The 18,494-nt window shown below is 67.6% G+C and carries 18 protein-coding genes; 5 read left to right on the forward strand and 13 right to left on the reverse strand.

Translation table 11 applies throughout. The annotated features are described in order from the left end of the window. Positions 1–5: 5 nt before the first annotated feature. The gene (locus FHW78_RS01205) at positions 6–644 is read left to right on the forward strand and encodes a response regulator transcription factor (RefSeq protein ID WP_183636677.1); all 639 of its coding nucleotides are present in this window, start codon (positions 6–8) and stop codon (positions 642–644) included. Between the two features lie 221 nt (positions 645–865). Further along, entirely contained in the window at positions 866–1,291 is a 426-nt protein-coding gene (locus FHW78_RS01210) for a DoxX family protein (RefSeq protein WP_183636680.1), read from the forward strand. Between the two features lie 16 nt (positions 1,292–1,307). Here the strand turns inward: FHW78_RS01210 and FHW78_RS01215 are convergent, their stop codons facing one another. The 4 genes from FHW78_RS01215 to folD form a co-directional block, all read right to left on the reverse strand. Further along, entirely contained in the window at positions 1,308–1,736 is a 429-nt protein-coding gene (locus tag FHW78_RS01215; protein WP_183636683.1) for a YciI family protein, read from the reverse strand. A 139-nt stretch (positions 1,737–1,875) separates the two neighbouring features. Continuing rightward, positions 1,876–3,477, reverse strand: a complete 1,602-nt coding sequence (guaA, locus tag FHW78_RS01220) for a glutamine-hydrolyzing GMP synthase (RefSeq protein WP_183636685.1) — start codon at positions 3,475–3,477, stop codon at positions 1,876–1,878. Positions 3,478–3,548: 71 nt separating this feature from the next. Further along, entirely contained in the window at positions 3,549–5,006 is a 1,458-nt protein-coding gene (guaB, locus tag FHW78_RS01225) for an IMP dehydrogenase (protein ID WP_183636688.1), read from the reverse strand. 73 nt (positions 5,007–5,079) lie between these two features. Next, the gene (folD, locus tag FHW78_RS01230; RefSeq protein WP_183636691.1) at positions 5,080–5,946 is read right to left on the reverse strand and encodes a bifunctional methylenetetrahydrofolate dehydrogenase/methenyltetrahydrofolate cyclohydrolase FolD; all 867 of its coding nucleotides are present in this window, start codon (positions 5,944–5,946) and stop codon (positions 5,080–5,082) included. A gap of 113 nt (positions 5,947–6,059) precedes the next feature. Here folD and FHW78_RS01235 point away from each other — a divergent pair, with 113 nt between their 5' ends. Together FHW78_RS01235 and FHW78_RS01240 are read left to right on the forward strand one after the other, a co-directional pair. Beyond that, entirely contained in the window at positions 6,060–6,356 is a 297-nt protein-coding gene (locus tag FHW78_RS01235; RefSeq protein ID WP_183636695.1) for a DUF1244 domain-containing protein, read from the forward strand. A gap of 16 nt (positions 6,357–6,372) precedes the next feature. Beyond that, positions 6,373–7,194: an alpha/beta fold hydrolase gene (locus FHW78_RS01240; protein WP_183636698.1), complete on the forward strand. Its 822-nt coding sequence runs from the start codon at positions 6,373–6,375 to the stop codon at positions 7,192–7,194. Here FHW78_RS01240 and FHW78_RS01245 read toward each other — a convergent pair. From FHW78_RS01245 to FHW78_RS01260, 4 genes are all read right to left on the reverse strand, one after another. Further along, entirely contained in the window at positions 7,169–9,007 is a 1,839-nt protein-coding gene (locus FHW78_RS01245; protein WP_183636701.1) for a monovalent cation:proton antiporter-2 (CPA2) family protein, read from the reverse strand. The two genes, FHW78_RS01240 and FHW78_RS01245, sit on opposite strands and share 26 nt — an antisense overlap. Positions 9,008–9,036: 29 nt before the next feature. After that, positions 9,037–10,233 (reverse strand): low temperature requirement protein A, encoded by a 1,197-nt coding sequence (locus FHW78_RS01250; RefSeq protein WP_183636704.1) that lies wholly within the window; start codon positions 10,231–10,233, stop codon positions 9,037–9,039. Between the two features lie 20 nt (positions 10,234–10,253). Further along, positions 10,254–10,505 (reverse strand): hypothetical protein, encoded by a 252-nt coding sequence (locus FHW78_RS01255; protein ID WP_183636707.1) that lies wholly within the window; start codon positions 10,503–10,505, stop codon positions 10,254–10,256. A gap of 124 nt (positions 10,506–10,629) precedes the next feature. Then, the gene (locus FHW78_RS01260; protein WP_183636710.1) at positions 10,630–11,400 is read right to left on the reverse strand and encodes an SDR family oxidoreductase; all 771 of its coding nucleotides are present in this window, start codon (positions 11,398–11,400) and stop codon (positions 10,630–10,632) included. Between the two features lie 105 nt (positions 11,401–11,505). Here FHW78_RS01260 and FHW78_RS01265 point away from each other — a divergent pair, with 105 nt between their 5' ends. Beyond that, a complete protein-coding gene (locus FHW78_RS01265) occupies positions 11,506–12,438 on the forward strand; it encodes a LysR family transcriptional regulator (RefSeq protein ID WP_183636713.1) in 933 nt (310 codons plus the stop codon). A 37-nt stretch (positions 12,439–12,475) separates the two neighbouring features. Here the strand turns inward: FHW78_RS01265 and moeB are convergent, their stop codons facing one another. From moeB to FHW78_RS01290, 5 genes are all read right to left on the reverse strand, one after another. Further along, complete coding sequence (gene moeB, locus FHW78_RS01270) at positions 12,476–13,612, reverse strand: molybdopterin-synthase adenylyltransferase MoeB (RefSeq protein WP_183636717.1); 1,137 nt, start codon at positions 13,610–13,612, stop codon at positions 12,476–12,478. Positions 13,613–13,656: 44 nt separating this feature from the next. Continuing rightward, positions 13,657–14,883 (reverse strand): gephyrin-like molybdotransferase Glp, encoded by a 1,227-nt coding sequence (gene glp / locus FHW78_RS01275; protein WP_183636720.1) that lies wholly within the window; start codon positions 14,881–14,883, stop codon positions 13,657–13,659. Between the two features lie 12 nt (positions 14,884–14,895). After that, the gene (der, locus tag FHW78_RS01280; RefSeq protein WP_141452686.1) at positions 14,896–16,296 is read right to left on the reverse strand and encodes a ribosome biogenesis GTPase Der; all 1,401 of its coding nucleotides are present in this window, start codon (positions 16,294–16,296) and stop codon (positions 14,896–14,898) included. 184 nt (positions 16,297–16,480) lie between these two features. After that, positions 16,481–17,803 (reverse strand): outer membrane protein assembly factor BamB, encoded by a 1,323-nt coding sequence (gene bamB, locus FHW78_RS01285; RefSeq protein WP_255443127.1) that lies wholly within the window; start codon positions 17,801–17,803, stop codon positions 16,481–16,483. Beyond that, positions 17,803–18,438 (reverse strand): tetratricopeptide repeat protein, encoded by a 636-nt coding sequence (locus FHW78_RS01290; RefSeq protein ID WP_183636726.1) that lies wholly within the window; start codon positions 18,436–18,438, stop codon positions 17,803–17,805. Before FHW78_RS01290 ends, bamB begins: the two co-directional genes overlap by 1 nt. Between the last annotated feature and the right edge of the window lie 56 nt (positions 18,439–18,494).

Raw genomic sequence — 18,494 nt, forward strand, 5'->3', positions numbered from 1 at the left:
GTGCCATGAATCGAGTCCGCCCTCCCGTCGTCCCTGCTCCGGAGCCGATCGTCCATGTGATCGATGACGATCGCTCGGTGCGCGCGGCGCTGGAGGATCTGCTGGCCTCGGTCGGCCTGCGGGTGCGTGTGTTCGGGTCGGTGAGCGACTTCCTCGCCGCTCCCCGCGAGGACGCGCCCGGCTGCCTGATCCTCGATGTGCGCATGCCCGGACAGAGCGGCATGGATTTCCATCGGCAGATGGGTGAACTGGGCATCGCCCTGCCGGTCATCTTCATCACCGGCCACGGCGACATCGCCATGGGTGTGGAAGCGATGAAGAACGGCGCGCTCGAATTCCTGACCAAGCCGTTCCGGGATCAGGATCTGCTGGATGCGATCCAGCGCGGCATCGAGCAGGATCGCGCACGCCGCGCGGAGGAAGGTGCCATCGACGAACTGCGCCAGCGTTGGACCTCGCTCAACGCGGGCGAGCAGGCGGTGATCCAGGGCGTCGTGCGGGGCCGGCTCAACAAGCAGATCGCCGCGGATCTGGGGGTCAGCGAGATCACCGTGAAAGTCCGGCGCGCACAGTTGATGCGCAAGATGCAGGCGAAGACGCTGGTGGATCTGGTGCGGATGTACGACCGCCTGCAGGCGTCCTGAGCTGGATTGCGCGGCGGCGCTTGCCGGCACGCTTCCTCCGGATACGTCCTGGTCATCGACGGAGCGCGGGTTCCCACCCGCTCGCGAAACATGCGCACGCGCTTGACCTCAAGTCCACTTGAGGGCCGACACTCGCCTGAAATGCGGCCGCCGGAATTTTGTTTCCGGTACCCGGCCTTGCGCCGGCCGCGCGCTTTCCTCCCTCGCGAAAAGAAACCGAGATGCCGAAGACCGTCGCCGCCCTGCTCGAAAGTCCGATCCTGTGGTTCATCGCCCGCCTGGCCTTGGCGGTGGTGTTCGTCTCCTCCGGCCTGGCCAAACTGATTGATTTCGACGCCGGCATGCAGGAGATGCGCGGCGCCGGCCTGGAACCGGCGCCGTTCTTCAACCTGGCCACCATCGGCGTACTGCTCGGTGGCGCGACGCTGATCCTGCTGGATCGGCTCGTGTGGCTCGGCGCGGCGGTCCTGTCCGTGTTCCTGATCCTGACCATCCTGATCGTGCACACCTTCTGGAGCCAGAGCGGCGGCCAGGCGCAGTTGTCGCTGTTCTTCGCCCTGGAACACGTCTCGGTCGTCGGTGGCCTGATCGCCGTCGCCATCGCCAGCCACCAGCGGCATCGCGCAAACCTTGCGATGCCGCGCTGAAACAGCGCCGGTGGTTTCAGGCGACGCCGAGCTTCCCGCGCTCCCCCTCGCGAGGCGTCGCCAATTCCTCGGGGCTCACGAAATCGGCCAGATCCGCCGCCTCGTAGAACGGCCGGATTTCGATTTCGCTCGGGCCCGACATCGGCGCGCGCCTCGCCCAGGCCATGGCCTCGTCGATGTCCTTGACCTCCCAGATCGAGAAGCCGGCGATCAGTTCCTTGGTCTCGGCAAACGGTCCGTCGGTGACCGTCAGGTGGGCGCCGTCGTAACTGAGGCGCTTGGCCTCGCCGTTGTTCTTGAGGCCTGCGGCGGCCACGAAGATGCCGGCCTGGACGAGTTCCTCGGTGAACCGGTCCATCGCCGCGAAGGCTTCAAGCGCCTCGGGCGTGGGGTCGCCGATCTTGTCGCCGCCCTCGATGGCTTTCACGAAAACCAGTACGCGCATGTCTGTCTCCTGTTGGAGTCCGCCCCATTGGCGGCTCATCTGGACGACGAACCAGCGGAGCGGCTATCGACGCACCTCGAAAGCTACTCAGGAACCATCGATAAATCATTGTTCCATAAGGTGGAAGCCGTGCCGCGGACTACTCCCACTCGATAGTGGCGGGCGGCTTTCCGCTGATGTCATAAACGACACGAGAAACACCACGCAACTCATTGATAATCCTATTGGAAACGGTGCCCAGCAGGTCATACGGCAGGTGCGCCCAATGGGCGGTCATGAAATCGATGGTCTCGACCGCGCGCAGCGCGATCACCCACTCGTAGGCGCGGGCGTCGCCGACCACGCCGACCGACTTGACCGGCAGGAACACCGCGAACGCCTGGCTGACCTTGTCGTACCAGTCGGCCTTGCGCAGCTCCTCTATGAAGATGGCATCGGCGCGCGCCAGCAGGTCGGCGTACTCGGCCTTGACCTCGCCCAGGATTCGCACGCCCAGGCCGGGACCCGGGAACGGATGGCGGTACACCATCGTGCGCGGCAGGCCCAGCTCCACACCCAGCCGGCGCACTTCGTCCTTGAACAGTTCGCGCAACGGTTCGACCAGGCCCAGCTTCATGTGCTCGGGCAGGCCGCCGACGTTGTGGTGGCTCTTGATGACGTGGGCCTTGCCGGTCTTGCTGCCGGCCGACTCGATCACGTCCGGATAGATGGTGCCCTGCGCCAGCCACTTGGCGTTCTTCAGCTTGTTCGATTCTTCCTCGAAGATTTCGACGAACAGGTTGCCGATGATCTTGCGCTTGGCTTCCGGATCGCTGACGCCTTCCAGCGCCTTGAAATAGCGCTCGGCGGCATTGACCCGCACGATCTTCACGCCCATGTGCTCGGCGAACATTGCCATCACCTGATCGCCTTCCTGCCAGCGCAGCAGGCCGGTGTCCACGAACACGCAGGTCAGCTGTTCGCCGATGGCCTTGTGCAGCAGCGCGGCCACCACCGAGGAATCCACACCGCCGGAAAGGCCGAGGATGACCTCGTCGGAGCCGACCTGCTCGCGCACGCGGGCAATCTGGTCGTCGATGATGTTGGCGGCGGTCCACAGGGTCTTGCAGCCGCAGATTTCGGCGACGAAGCGGCGCAGCAGGGTCTGGCCCTGCTTGGTGTGCGTGACTTCCGGATGGAACTGCACGCCGTACCAGCGCTTTTCCTCCAGCGCCATCGCGGCAACCGGAATGCGGTCGGTGACAGCGGTAATCGTCCAGCCCGGTGGCGCCTTGGCAACGTGGTCGCCATGGCTCATCCACACGTCGATGCGCGGATCGCCATCATGGTCGGTCAGCCCGCCCAGCAGCGCGTCATGCGCCACGAGCTCGACTTCGGCGTGGCCGAACTCGCGGGCGTCGGCCGCTTCGGTGGCGCCGCCCAGTTGCGCGGCCAGGGTCTGCATGCCGTAGCAGATGCCGAGAATCGGCAGGCCGGCGTCGAACACCTGCTGCGGCGCCTTCGGCGCACCCGGCAGCGTGGTGGATTCGGGGCCACCGGAAAGAATGATGCCCTTGGCGCCGAATTTCGCGATTTCCTCGGGATCATGATCCCAGGCCCAGATTTCGCAGTAGACACCGATCTCGCGGATGCGCCGGGCAATCAGCTGCGTGTACTGCGCGCCGAAATCGAGGATGAGGATTTTGTCGTCGTGAAGCCGGGATTGGGGATTGGAGATTGGGGACTCGGAAACGCCGGACATACTTCCTCGCACTGGTACTGGTTCTTTTATCGAATCTCGAATCCCGAATCACCTCATCCCATCGGATGGGTTCACCCCATCCGATAGTTCGGCGGTTCCTTCGTGATCTGCACGTCGTGGACGTGGCTCTCGCGCTGGCCGGCGCCGGTGATCACCACGAACTTCGGCTTGCTGCGCATCTCCTCGATGGTCGCGCAACCCACGTAGCCCATGGTGGCGCGCAGGCCGCCCACCAGCTGATGGATGATGCCGCCAACCGAACCGCGGTATGGCACGCGGCCTTCGATGCCTTCGGGCACCAGCTTGTCGGCGTCGCTCGCATCCTGGAAATAGCGATCCTTGGACCCCTTCTCCATCGCGCCCAGGCTGCCCATGCCACGGTAGCTCTTGTAGCTGCGGCCCTGGAACAGCTCGACTTCGCCCGGGGCTTCCTCGGTGCCGGCGAACAGGCCGCCGATCATCACCGTGGACGCACCGGCGGCGATCGCCTTGCCGATGTCGCCGGAATAGCGGATACCGCCGTCGGCGATCAGCGGGATGCGGTCCTGCAGCGCCTCGGCGACCATGTCGACCGCGGTGATCTGCGGCACGCCCACGCCGGCGACCATGCGGGTGGTGCAGATCGAACCCGGGCCCACGCCGACCTTGACCGCGTCGGCGCCGGCGTCCATCAGCGCCAGCGCGGCGTCGCCGGTGACGATGTTGCCGCCGATGACCTGCAGCGACGGGAAGCGCTTCTTGACCCAGGCCACGCGATCCAGCACGCCCTGTGAATGGCCGTGCGCGGTATCGACGATGACGACGTCAACGCCGGCCGCCACCAGGGCTTCCACGCGCTGATCGGTATCGCCGCCGACGCCCACTGCGGCGCCGACGACCAGGCGGCTGGCGCTGTCCTTGGCGGCGTTGGGATTGTCGGTCTTCTTCTGGATGTCCTTGACGGTGATCAGGCCACGCAGTTCGAAGCCGTCGTTGACCACCAGCACCTTCTCGATGCGGTGCTTGTGCAGCAGTTGCAGCACTTCGGCGTCGCTGGCGCCTTCGCGGACCGTGATCAGCCGGTCCTTCTTGGTCATGATGTGGCGGACCGGATCGTCGAGCTTGGTCTCGAAGCGCATGTCGCGGCTGGTGACGATGCCGACCAGCTGGCCGCCGTCGACCACCGGCACGCCGGAAATGTTGCGCGCGCGGGTCAGCTTGAGGACTTCGGCGATCGTCGTCTCGGGACCGACGGTGAACGGTTCCTTGATGACGCCGGCCTCGAACTTCTTGACCTTGGCCACTTCCGCGGCCTGCTGTTCGACGGTCAGGTTCTTGTGGACGATGCCGATGCCGCCCATCTGCGCCATCGCGATGGCCAGGCGGGCTTCGGTGACGGTATCCATGGCCGCCGAGACGATCGGCAGGTTCAGGCGGAGTTCGCGCGTGAGGCGCGTCCCCAGGCTGACGTCTTTCGGCAGGACGATGGAGTGGGCGGGGACGAGCGAGACGTCGTCGTAAGTCAGTGCTTCAGCCTGGATGCGCAGCATCGGCGGACCCGGAGTGTGGGGAAGCGCGATATTGTAGCCCGTTGCGGCCCTGATTGTCAGCGGCCAGCGGGATTCAGCGTGCCGCCAGCGCGGCTTCCGCGGCTTCCAGGGTGTTCTGCATCAGCGTGGCCACGGTCATCGGCCCCACCCCGCCCGGTACGGGCGTGATCCAGCTGGCCCGCGCGGCGGCGTCGTCGAAGCCCACGTCGCCCACCAGGCGCCCGTCGTCGAGCCGGTTGATGCCCACATCGATGACCACCGCGCCCGGCTTGACCCACTGCCCCGGAATCAGTCCCGGCCGGCCCACCGCCACTACCAGGATATCGGCGTCGCGGACCCGCGCTTCCAGCACGTCCGGCGGGGTGAACTTGTGGCAGCTGGTCACCGTGCAGCCGGCGATCAGCAGTTCCAGCGCCATCGGCCGGCCGACGTGGTTGCTGACGCCCACGATGGTGGCGTTCTGGCCACGCACCGGCCGGTCGGTGTAGGCCAGCAGGGTGGTGATGCCACGCGGCGTGCACGGGCGCAGGCCGAACTGGCGCAGGGCCAGGTGGCCGACGTTGGCCGGATGGAAACCGTCCACGTCCTTGCGTGGGTCGATGCGCTCGATCAGCCGGCTGGCGTCGGGGATGCCCGGGAGCGGCAATTGCACCAGGATGCCGTGGATCTTCGGATCCGCGTTCAACTGGTCGATCAGCGCCAGCAGTTGCGCCTCGCTGGTGCCTGCGGGCAAATCGTAGTCGTAGGCGTGGATGCCGACCTTTTCCGCCGCCCGGCGCTTGTTGCGCACGTACACGGTGGACGCGGGATCGCCGCCCACCAGCACCACCGCCAGCCCCGGCCGGTCGCCGCCCGCGGCCAGGCGCGCGTCCACCCTCGCCTTCAGTTCGTCGAGCAGGTTTTCGGCAACGCGGCGGCCGTCCAGGATTCGGGCAGTCATCGGGATCGGAGGGGATCGGAGCGGTGTAGAGTCCGCATATTCTCCCCGATTCCGGCATTCCTGTGTGAGCGGCGACGCGGCCGCCCCGCGGAGACGCCACCACAGGAACCCGCATGAACGACACCACCGCCATCGAAGCCGCCGCCTTCCGCCGCCTGCTCCAGCACCTGAACGAGCAGCGCCCGGACGTGCAGAACATCGATCTGATGATCCTGGCCGGCTTCTGCCGCAACTGCCTGGCCGACTGGTACCGCGAGGCGGCCGCCGAGCAGGGGCAGCCGATGGACAAGGAACAGGCGCGCGAGCGCGTCTACGGCATGCCGTTCGCCGAATGGAAAGCGCGCCACCAGCCGGAGGCCACGCCGGAGCAGCTGGCGGCGTTCGAGGCCGCCAGGACGCGGCATGGCTGACGCGCGGAGGCGCCGCATGTGGCCGTGGCTGGCCCTCGCCGCCCTGCCCCCGCTGCTCTGGTTGGCACTGTGCGCCGGCATGTACGCGCAGCAGCGCCATTTCATCTACTACCCGCAGACCACGCGCACGCCGGTCGCCGGCACCGATTTCGAACTGCGGCGCGGCGATCTGACCCTGCACGGATGGCACCTGCATCCCGGCCAGGCCGACGCGCTGATCTACTTCGGCGGCAATGCCGAGCGCGTGCAGGACAACGCTGCCGATTTCGACCGTGCGCTGCCGGACTGGAGCGTCTACCTGCTGCCTTATCGCGGCTATGGTCCCAATGCCGGTACTCCGGACGAAGCCACGCTGGTGGCCGACGCGCTGGCCCTCCATGACGAAGTCCGCAAACGTCATCCGAACGGCCGCATCGCGGTGATCGGGCGCAGCCTCGGCAGCGGCATCGCGGTACAGGTCGCGGCGCGGCGGCCGGTCGATCGGCTGGTGCTGGTCACGCCCTTCGACAGCCTCGCCGCGGTCGCCGGCACGCACTACCCCTGGTTGCCGGTGCGCTGGCTGCTGCGTGATCGCTATGAGTCGGTCCATCACCTGCCCGCGCATCGGGGCGAATGGCTGCTGCTGCGCGCCGATCACGATGCCGTGGTGCCGCCCGCGCACACGGACCGACTGATCGCGGCGGCAGCGACCCCGCCGCGCGTGATCGCATTCGCCGATGCGGGACACGATGATCTGTCCGCATCGCCGCGCTACTGGTCGGGCATTGCCGATTTCCTGCGTGAAGGCTCGCAGGCCCCCATGCGCCGGGAAACTACTCCTCTTCCTCTTCGCCGATGACCTGCGCGGCCTCGTCGTTGAGCGCCCGCGCCTCGCGCCGGGGCGGCGTGAACGGCGTGGGGCTCGGCTTGAACGGCTGGTTGCCGCGCATCAGCGGGATGCCGGCGCGCACATCGCCCGCGGCGATTTCCAGTTCGAACCGCTCGGCGTCCAGCCGACGGACTTCCGCGGCGATCTCGGCGGCTTCGTCCTCCGGCACGCCCAACTGGATCAGGGCCGCTTCGCCGAAGTTCACGGCGGACTCGAAGGTCTCGCGGATCTGGTAGTCCACGCCGGCGGCGACGAGCGCCAGCGAATGCTCGCGATCGAAGGAGCGGACCAGCAGCTTGGCCTGCGGAAATTCCTGCCGGGCCAGTTCCACGATCCGGCTGGCCGACTCGCGCTTGTCGATGCAGACCGCGATGGCGCGGGCGCTGTCGGCTCCGGAGGCATGCAGCACATCCAGGCGGGTGCCATCGCCGTAGTAGATCTTGAAGCCGAATTCCTCGGCACTGCGGATCATCTCGATGTCGTTGTCGATGATGGTCACGTCCACGTCGCGCGCCAGCAGCGACTGGCTCATCACCTGGCCGAAGCGGCCAAAGCCGATGATCAGCACGCTGCCGCTCAGGCCCTCGGCCTTGTCCACGCCTTCCAGGTTGGCCTGGGTCTTGGGCGCGAAACGGCGGAACAAGGTGGCGAACAACGGTGTCAGCGCCATCGACAGGACCACGATCGCGGTCAGGTTGGCGGCGATCTCCGCATCGATGACGTGCGCCGCGGCGGCGGCGCCGAACAGCACGAAGGCGAACTCGCCGCCCTGCGCCATGACCACCGCGCGATCCAGCGCCTCGGCATGGCAGGTCCGGGTCAGCCGCGCGACCGCGTAGATGGCGATGGCCTTGACCAGCATCATCGCCAGCACCGCGCTCAGGATCAGCGGCCAATGGCCCCAGACCACGCCCAGGTCCAGGGCCATGCCCACGCCGAGGAAGAACAGGCCCAGCAGGATGCCGCGGAAGGGCTCGATGTCCGCCTCGATCTGGTGGCGGAAGGTGGATTCGGACAGCAGCACGCCGGCCAGGAACGCGCCCATCGCCATCGACAGGCCGCCCAGTTGCATCAGCAGCGCCGCGCCCAGCACCACCAGCAGCGCGGCGGCGGTCATCACCTCGCGCGCGCGCGCCGCCGCCAGGATCCGGAACAGCGGATTGAGCAGCCAGATGCCGGCCGCGACCAGTCCGGCCACCGACGCGGCGGCGATGCCGATGCCGACCCAGCGGGATTCACCGCCACGGGCGGCGACGTCCGGCGACATCAGCGCGACCACCGCCAGCAGCGGCACGATCAGCAGATCCTCGAACAACAGGATCGACACGATGCGCTGTCCACGCGGCAATGCGATGTCGCCACGCTCGCCCAGCAACTGCATGACCACCGCGGTGGAGGTCAGCACGAAACCCATGGCACCGATGAAGGAGACCGGCAGCGAATAGCCGAAGGCCAGTCCCACGCCGGTCAGGGCGAGCCCGCAGGCCAGGATCTGCAGCGTGCCGAGTCCAAAGATCTCGCCGCGCAGGCTCCACAAATGCGAGGGCCGCATCTCCAGGCCGATCACGAACAGGAACATCACCACGCCCAGTTCGGCCACGTGCAGGATGGCCTGGGCATCGGAGAACCAGCCCAGCCCGAACGGACCGATCAGCAGGCCGGCGGCGAGGTAGCCGAGCACGGAGCCCAAGCCGAGGCGACGGAAGATCGGCACGGCGACAACGGCCGCGCCCAGCAGGGCGACGACCTTGACCAGGTCGCTGGTGGTGGATTCGACGGACATGTGCGCCAGTCTAGCCGCACTCCGCCGGATCAGGATCCCGCGATAGGCGTGGCCGCCCTGCCCCGGCGCAACGCACGCGTCTCCCACACCGCCACGATCACCATCACCGCCGTGGTGCCGATGCCCAGCACCAGCGCGGAGGGATGCGCCCACACCGCCCAACCGGCCATCAACGCCAGCAGGACGAGTCCGGCCAGGTGCGACAGCGGCGGGAAGCGCCGGTCCCAGGTCAGCCACTTGAACAGCGCGTTGCCGGCCAGGTACAGCGCAGGTCCGCCGAGGATGGCGACGACGCCCGCCGGGGTGGCGTGATCCGGATGCATCAGCACCAGTTCGTCGGCCACCGCGCACACGATGATGCCGGCGACGATCAGCAGATGCAGGTAGGTATAGGCGATCCGCGCGATCCGGCCCGGATCGTCGGAACCGGCGATGCGATGGCTGCCGTGTTCGGCGCCCGAGTCGAAATAGATCCACCACATGGCCACGCTGCCGAGGAACGCGGCCAGGAAGGCCGCCATCGTCGGCGGCGTCCACGCCAGTTGCGAGAAGGTGGCGCCGGTGACCAGCAACGACTCGCCCAACGCGATGATCACGAACAGCATGCAGCGTTCGGCCAGGTGCGCACCGTCCACGTCCCAGTCGCTGGTCCGCGACCGCCCCAGGCCCGGCACCTGGAAATACAGCGCGGGCGCCAAGTACTCGATGCCCAGGGCGATGATCCAGCAGATCAGCCGCTGCTCGCCTTCCAGCATGCCGCCGGCAAGCCAGAACGCGCCAGACAGCAATAGCCACAGGCTCATTCGCAGGAAGTTGTCGCGCTGCTCCCGATGTCCGCGAAAGGCGTGCACCATGAACAGCGAGCGTCCCACCTGCATGATCGCGAACAGCAGTCCGAATGCCAGCCCCGCCGCGCCGAATGCCTGCGGAATCGACGAGGACAGCACCAGCCCGCCCAGCATCAGCGCGAACAGCAACAACCGCACCGCGGTCGTATCCGGATTCAGCCAGTTGGTGCACCACGAAGTGAAGATCCACAGCCACCAGACCGCCAGGAACAGCACCGATGTCCGCAGGAACCCGCCCAGGTCCAGATGCTCGAGCAGGGTATGCGACAGCTGGGTCACCGCGAACACGAACACCAGATCGAAGAACAGTTCGGTCATCGAGACCTTGCCGCTGTCCCGCTGGCCACGCGTGCGCAGCCATGACCCGTTCGTTTCCATGCGGCGCGGCCTCGATGGGTTCAGTGGGGACGCGTGCGCAGCCACCACGCCAGTGCCGCGGCGACGGGCACGGCATAGATGAGCAACTGGATGGGCAGTTCCTCGTCCAGCGAGTAGCCATGCGACAGACCGGTGCGCAGGTTCCAGCCCACCACGCCCAGCCAGGCCAGCGCGAAACCGCCGGCCCACAGCCCCCGCTTGGCGGCCGGCGCGAAATGCATGGCCAACGTGGCCAGCACCAGTCCCAGCACGATCAGGATCAGCGTACGCATCCCGTTCCCCTTCGAAGTGGAGATTGCCGTGACCGGCCGTGGCGTCCGCCAGGCCCCCACGGCGCGAACATAACCCAAGGTCCACCGCCGCGCCACGGCCGGGGCGGCGGACCTTGTCGGCGCGTCAACGCGTGGTGTAGCCGCCGTTGGCGAAGATCGTCTGGCCGGTGATCCACCAGCCGTCGGTGACCAGGAAGCGCACGATCGGAGCGATGTCCCCGATATCGGTTAGGCCCTTCTTCGAGTAGGCGCTGAGCGCCGCCGCGGTGCTGTGATAGGCGGTGGACTCGGCGGTTTCCTGGCCGTAGAAGAACGGCGTGTCCATCGGTCCCGGGCCGATCGCGTTCACCGAGATGCCGCGTGCGCCGAATTCCTTGGAGGCGGCGCGGGTGTAGTGTTCCACCGGCGCCTTGCTGCCCGGATAGACCGCATAGAACGGGGTATAGGCGGCCAGCAACGAACTGACGATGGTGACGATCTTGCCGCCGTCAGACAGCGACTTGCCGGCCTGCTGGATGAAGAAGAAGGCCGCTTTCGAGTTGGCGGCGAAACTGCGGTCGTAGTCGTCTTCCGTGACCTCCAGGATCGGCTTCTTGATGACCACGCCAGCGGTATTGACCGCGATGTCCGCGCGACCGAAGTGCTGCACGGCGCGCTCGAACAGTTCGACATTGTTGCCGACCACCGACAGATCGCCCTGGAACAGGATGGCGTCGGTGCCGCCGGCTTTCAGCTCGTTGACCGTGCGCTCGGCGTCGGCGCGGGAAGCATCGCTGTTGTAGTGGATGACGATGCCCGCGGCGCCCGCTTCCGCGAACTGGCGGGCAATCAGGGCGCCCAGGTTCTTGCCGCCGCCGGCGATCACGGCGACCTTGCCTTGCAGGGAATGGCTCATGACGTGCTCCAGGAGTGAGGGGGAGCCGGCAGTTTGAATTCTCGGATTTCTCTGATAAACAGAGCGGAATCTCAAAGTCTTTTCGGCGCGACCGAACAATCGATCATGGACCTGCTCCAATCCCTGGCGATCTTCCAGCGCGTGGCCGAGACCGGCAGCTTCACCCGCGCCGCTGACGGCCTGGGCCTGGCGACCTCTTCGGTGTCCGCCGCCATCCAGAAACTGGAGGAGCGGCTGGGCGTGGGCCTGTTCCAGCGCACCACCCGCCGGGTCCGCCTGACCGGCGAGGGCGAACTGCTGTACGAACGCGCCGGCCGCCTGCTCTCGGAGGCCACCGAGGTCGATGGCCTGTTCCGCGCCGAACAGCCGCCCGAAGGGCTGCTGCGGGTGGAGGTGCCGGCGCGCATCGCCCGCCGCCTGATTGCGCCGGCGCTGCCCGACTTCCTGCGCCGCTACCCGGATGTCCGCCTGGAACTGGGCAGCACTGACAAGTTCAGCGATCTGCTGGAGGAAGGCATCGACTGCGTGCTGCGGGTGGGCGAATCAGGTGAGCAGGATCTGGCCAGCCGCCCACTGGGCCGGTTGCCGCAGACCACCTGCGCCAGCCCCGCGTTGCTGGCCGAACACGGCATGCCCACCGATCTGCCAGGACTGGCCCTGTTGCCCGCGGTCCATTTCGGCCGCGTCGCCGCGGGCAAGCCGGAGCTCTGGGAGTACCTCGACGACCGGCACGGTCGCACGCACGAACTGGCCATGCATGGACGCGTCGCGGTGAGCAACGCGGAGGCTTACATCGCCTGCTGCCTGGCCGGGCTGGGCGTCATCCAGGTACCGCGCTACGACGTGGCGCACCTGATTGCGCGCGGCGAACTGCGGGAAATCCTCATCCCCGGCTTCCAGCCGCCCAGCCTGCCGATCGCGGTGCTGTATCCCCCGCGCCGGCGCCAGTCACGGCTGCTGCGGCTGTTCGTCGACTGGCTGGAGTCGCAGATTTCGCCGCATGCCCAGCCGCCCTCCTCTTCCGGTTACACCCGTTGAACCCGCGGCGCCACCGCGCTATCTGGGTGGTGCGCGGTCACCCCACCCCGCAGAACCTGGCGTAGTCGATGTAGCCGGGGAACGCCACGCCGGGTGCACAGACCGGGCAATGCGGATCGGCGCGCAGACGGGTCTCGCGGAACCGCATGCCGAGCGCATCGAAATGCAGCAGCCGCCCGCTCAGCGGTTCGCCCGCGCCCAGCAGCAGCTTGATCACCTCGGTGGCCTGGAGCAGTCCGATGACCCCCGGCAGGACGCCGAGCACGCCGGCCTCGGCGCAGTTGGGGGCGAATTCCGGCGGTGGCGGTTCCGGGAACAGGCAGCGGTAGCACGGTGCCTGTCCGCGATGGCGGCCCGCATCGAACACGCTCACCTGCCCCTCGAAACGTTGCACCGCGCCGTAGACGAGCGGCTTGCCCAGCTTCACGCAGGCGTCGTTGAGCAGATAGCGCACCGGGAAGTTGTCGGCGCCGTCCAGCACCACGTCCACGCCTTCCAGCAGGCGCTCGACGTTGGCCGAAGTGACCCGTTCCTGCACCGCTTCAATCCGGGTGCCGGGATTGAGCGCATTGAGCGTGGCCTGCGCGGAATCGACCTTGGCCTGGCCGATGCGCGCCTCGGTATGGAGAATCTGCCGCTGCAGGTTGCTGCGATCGACGACGTCATCGTCGGCGATGCGCAGGTGGCCGATGCCGGCCGCAGCCAGGTAATAACCGGCCGGCGAGCCCAGGCCCCCGGCCCCGATCATCAGTACCCGCGCCTCGCGCAGGCGACGCTGCCCTTCCACCCCGACTTCCGGCAACAGCAGGTGGCGCGAGTAGCGGTCGTAGAAATCGGCGGCTTCCGCGTCGAGTTGCGGCTTGACCACCGGCAACCCATCGGCGATCCAGCGACTGGTTCCGCCGGCAACCGACAGCAATCGCGCATAGCCGGCCGCCTGCAACGACCTGGCCGCATCCATCGAGCGGCCGCCGCGCTGGCAGATCAGCACGACCTCGCGTTGCGGATCGGGAAGATGGCGGGACCGGTCGGCCAGCAGGTCGCCCTTGGCCACGCCGATGGCGCCTTCGGCCTGGCCGCCCACCCGCTCGTGTTCCTCGCGCACGTCGATGAAGACGGCGCCGTGGGACAGATGTTCGCGCACCTGTGCCGGGGTGATTTCACGGATGTCCATGCGCGGATTATCGCGCAGTTCGCCGACTCCGGCGTCCGCGCCGGTCAGTACGGCAGGATTTCCACCACGTCGTCCACGGCGTACTCGCGCTCGCCTTCCGGCAGCACGATCAGCGCGTTGCTGTCGGCGGCGCCACGCAGTCGATGCGAGGCATCGGCGGCGTTCGGAACCACGCGCAGCACCCCATCCGCATCCGGTTGCAGCCGGCCTCGCAGGAACTCGTGGCGAACGTGGTTTTTCCGCCAGGGCGCGGCCAGTCGCGCATGCCAGCGTGGCCGGGCTTCGCTTCGACCCTGCAGGCCGTCCAGCAGCGGAACGCCCAGCGCAAGGAAGGTCGCCAGCACCGAGACCGGATTGCCCGGCAACGACAGGAATACCGCCTGTTCCCGTTCGCCGAACAGGACCGGCATGCCCGGCTTCATCCGCACCCTCCAGAAATGGATCCGCCCGCTGCCGGCGAGGAAACCGGGCAGGAAATCCTTCTCGCCGGCGGAAACCCCGCCGCAGGTCAGCACGACATCGAATGCCGACGCGGCGTCTTCCAACTGGCTGCGGACCCGTTCGGGGTCGTCCGGCAGGGTCGGCCACGCGGTCGGTTCGAGTCCTTGCTGACGGAGCAATCCCATCAGCAGTTCGCGATTGCTGTTGTAGATGCGCCCCGGCGGCAGCGGCATCCCCGGTTCGACCAGTTCATCGCCGGTGGTGAACACCGCCACCGTCGGCCGTCGCCTCACCGCGACATCCGCGATGCCCAGGGCCGCCAGCAGGCTGGCCCGGACCGGGCTCAGCACCTGTCCCGCGGCCAGGATCGGTTCGCCGGCCGCGACATCCTCGCCCGCGCGCCGGATGTCCGCTCCCACGACCGGCACATCCGCCAGTTCAATCCACCCGCCGTCCTCACGGACATCTTCCTTGATGACGACCGTGTCCGCGCCGGCCGGCAGCGCCGCGCCAGTGGTGATGCGGACGCAGGTGCCCGCGGCGATCGCCGCATCACCCAGGCCGGCACCGGCGTATTGTTCGCCGGCGATGCGCAGACGCGGCGGCTGTCCGGCGCCGGCAAGATCGGCATGACGCAGCGCGAATCCGTCCATCCGGCTGTTGTCGAATGGCGGCAGCGCGATGGGCGCGGTGATGGGTTCCGCCAGGATCCGGCCTTCGGCGCGGCGGACCGGGACGCGTTCGGCCCCGAGCGCACGCGCCATGGCCACCGTGCGGACGATCACCAGCGCTTCATCGAACGCGAGCCGGCCGGGAATGTCCGCAGGCATGCCGGGAATGGCCTACTTGCCGCGCTTGACGTGCCGGATCAACCGGCGCTTGCGCGCGATCTGGCGATCGGTCAGCTCGTTCTTCTTGCCCTCGTAAGGGTTGGTGCCTTCCTTGAACACGAACCGCACCGGCGTGCCGACCAGCTTGAAGCGTTTGCGGAAGAAGTTCTCCAGATAGCGCTTGTACGAATCCGGCAACACCTTCAGGCGGGTGCCGTGGACGACGAAGGTCGGCGGATTGCTGCCGCCCGGATGCACGTAGCGCAGCTTGGAGACATGGCCGCGGATGCTCGGCGGCGGATTGGACTCGTATGCCACCTCCAGCGCCTTGTTGATCTCGCTGGTGGCGAATTCGCGGGTGGCCGAGGCATGCGCGCGATGGATGGCGCGGAACAGTTCGCGCAGGCCGGAACCATGCTTGGCGGAAATGCGCACCGCCTCGGCCCATTCGACGAAATTCAGCTTGCGCGACAGCAGGGCTTCGGCCTGCTCGCGCTGGTAGGTGGTCAGCCCGTCCCACTTGTTGATCGCCACGACCAGCGCGCGGCCGGCGTCGAGGATGGCGCCCAGCACGCTGGCATCCTGATCGGTGACGCCTTCGCTGGCGTCCAGCAACAGCACCGCGACCTGGCACTGCTCGATGGCCTGCAGGGTCTTGACCACGCTGAACTTCTCGACCGCCTCGTCGACGCGCGACTTGCGGCGCAGGCCGGCGGTGTCCACCAGCCGGTACTGGCGCCCGTCGCGCTCCAGGTCCACCGCGATCGAATCGCGGGTGGTCCCCGGAACCTCGGAAGCGATCATCCGCTCCTCGCCCAGCAGGCGGTTGACCAGGGTCGACTTGCCCACGTTGGGACGGCCAACGAACGCCACCCGCATCCGGTTGGGATCGTTGTCGAGGGTTTCGGCTTCGCCCTCTTCCGGCAATCGCTCCAACACCTGTTCGAGCAGATCATCGATGCCCTGCCGGTGCGCGGCGGAGATCGTCATCACGTCATCGAAGCCGTAGCGGGCGAACTCGGCGCGCGCACCCGGTTCGTCCACACCGTCGATCTTGTTGATTACCAGCAGGGTCGGCCGTGCCGCCTTGCGCAACCAGCGCAGGATGTCATCGTCCAGCGCCGACGGCCCCTCGCGGCCATCGACGATGAAAAGCACCAGATCCGCCTCCTCGGCCGCCGCGCGCGCCTGCCGCGCGGTCGCTCCGGCCAGGCCTTCTTCCTCACCGGCGATGCCGCCGGTATCGACCACCACGAAGGACTGCTCCGCATCGGGTCGGCAGACGCCGTAGTGGCGGTCGCGGGTCACGCCCGGCTGGTCGTGGACCAGGGCGTCGCGGCTGCGGGTCAGCGCATTGAACAGCGTCGATTTACCGACATTGGGACGGCCCACCAGGGCGACGAGCGGAAGCATGGATTGAACCGGAAAAGGATGGGAAGGCAGGAATACGGGGATGAAGGGCGGCGGGGCCGAAGCCTTCCGGCTCCTGCCGGGCCGGTTCCGCATGATGCCGAGCCGGCCCGGAAAAGGGAACTCGTAAACGGAAAGCGGCCCGGTGCATTCGCTCCGGACCGCCCTGGTTCGGCACCGCGCTGGCTTACTTGAAGCGGAACGCGGTCAGCTCGCCCTCGACGTTCTGGATGAGCAGGATGCCGTCGGCCACCACCGGCTTGGCGCGGATAGCCTTGCCGCCGGCGCGCGCGCGCGCGGCTTCCTCGCCATTGTCGAGCTTCAGCCAATGCACGTAGCCGTCGAAATCACCCACCACCGCAAAGTCGCCATGAATCGACGGCGCGGTCAGCGAGCGACGGAGCATCTTCGGGTTGGACCAGGTGGCGTTGCCGCTGTAGCGGTCCAGGCCCCACACCGTGCCGCCCTGATCGGCGACCACGACATGGCTGCTGGTCACGCCCAGGCCACCCGGGCCACCGTTGTCACGCTGCCACAGCGGCCGCCCGCTGGGACCCTCGATGGCGACGGTTTCCTTCTTGTAGCTGGTGGCGAACAGGGTGGTGCCGTCCAGTACCGGCGGACCGTCGACGTCCGCCATGCGATCCAGTTCGCTGCGACCATCCGGGCTGCCCACGGTCTGGCTCCAGACCTGGCGACCATCACGCAGCGACAGCGCCGCGACCGTGCCGTCGTCGTTGCCGACGAACACCACGCCCGGCCCCAGCGTCACCGGCGCATTGCCACGCACGGTCAGGCTGGGCAGTTCGCTGGTCCAGAACCAGCGGCGTTCGCCGCTGGCGGCGTCGAACGCGCTCACCCGGCCGTCATTGGTGCGCACCAGCACATAGCCCTGGCCGATCGCCGGTGCCGTGATGACCTCGTTGGGCACCTTGGCGCGCCACTTCTCGGTGCCGTTGCTGGCGTCCAGCGCGATCACGCGGCCGTCCAGCGTGCCGATCACGACCAGCCCGTCGCCCGCGCCGGGACCGCCGGAGAAGCGCCATTCGATCTTGCGCTTGGCCGCTTTCTTGGCCAGCTTGGCGGCTTCCTTGCGGGCGCGCTTGGCGGCCTTGGTTTCCTCTTCGCCCTGCGCCGGTTCCTCGGCGACCTGATCGGGCTGGGCGGCATCGCCGGCCCGGGTCTTCTCCGGCTTGAAATGCCAGACTTCCTTGCCGGTCTGCAGGTCGAGCGCACGCACGCCGCCTTCGACGGCGGCCGCATATACCCGGCCATCGGCGACCACGGGTGCCTGCTGCAGGCCCAGGCGATCCTCGCCCTTGCCCACGTTGGCGCTCCAGACCTTGGCCACTTCCACCGACGGGGTGAACTCGACCAGTTCGGCCGGCTCGGTCGGCTTCTCGTCCTTCTTGTTTCCGCCGAACCAGCCCTTGATGGTGCTGCAGCCCGACAGGACCAGCACCAGTGCCGCCACCGCCAGCAACCGCTTGCCCGTTGCGTTCCTCGCCATCATGCAGACTCTCCGGTCTTCGGCGGAGTGCCGCCCGCGTCGGTCAGTTTCAGTTCCACCAGGCGGCGCTGCGGCGAGGCCACGTCGAGACTGGTCAGCGCCTTGGTATAGGCATCGCGCGCCTCGGCCTGCTTGCCGCCGGCCATCAGCGCGTCGCCACGGATCTCCAGGCTGGTCGAATCCTTGGCATCGGCCAGCAGCTTCAAGGCCTCATCGTACTTGCCGGCGTCCACCAGCAGTCGCGCCAGCCGCTGCTGGACAATGGCATGAAGGGAGGAATCGGCCTGGATCGCCCGCAACGTGGTGATGGCGGCATCGCGTTGTCCGGCGTCCACCTGGGCCTTGGCCAGCTGCAGCGCGGCCAGGTCGCCATAGACCCCGTCCTTGCCGCCCAGCGAGGCGACCGCCGCTTCGGCCTTCTTCAGGTCGTTGGCGGCAATGCCGTCGATCGCCTTCTCGTAATTCAGGTTGGCCTGCTCGTCCTGCTGCTGGCGGTTCTTCTGCCACCACTGGCCGCCGAAAATCACCGCCAGTCCCAGCGCGACGCCACCAATCAATCCGGCGCCATTGTTCCTCAGCCAACTGCGGACGCGTTCGCCCTGTTCGTGCTCGTCGAGCAGATCATCAATCGCCATGCGTACTCTCGCCCCGTCCGAGCGGGGTCTTGATTTTGGTTGGACAAACCCGCGCT

The organism is Pseudoxanthomonas sp. OG2 (assembly GCF_014192765.1).
Lineage (GTDB): Bacteria > Pseudomonadota > Gammaproteobacteria > Xanthomonadales > Xanthomonadaceae > Pseudoxanthomonas_A > Pseudoxanthomonas_A beigongshangi.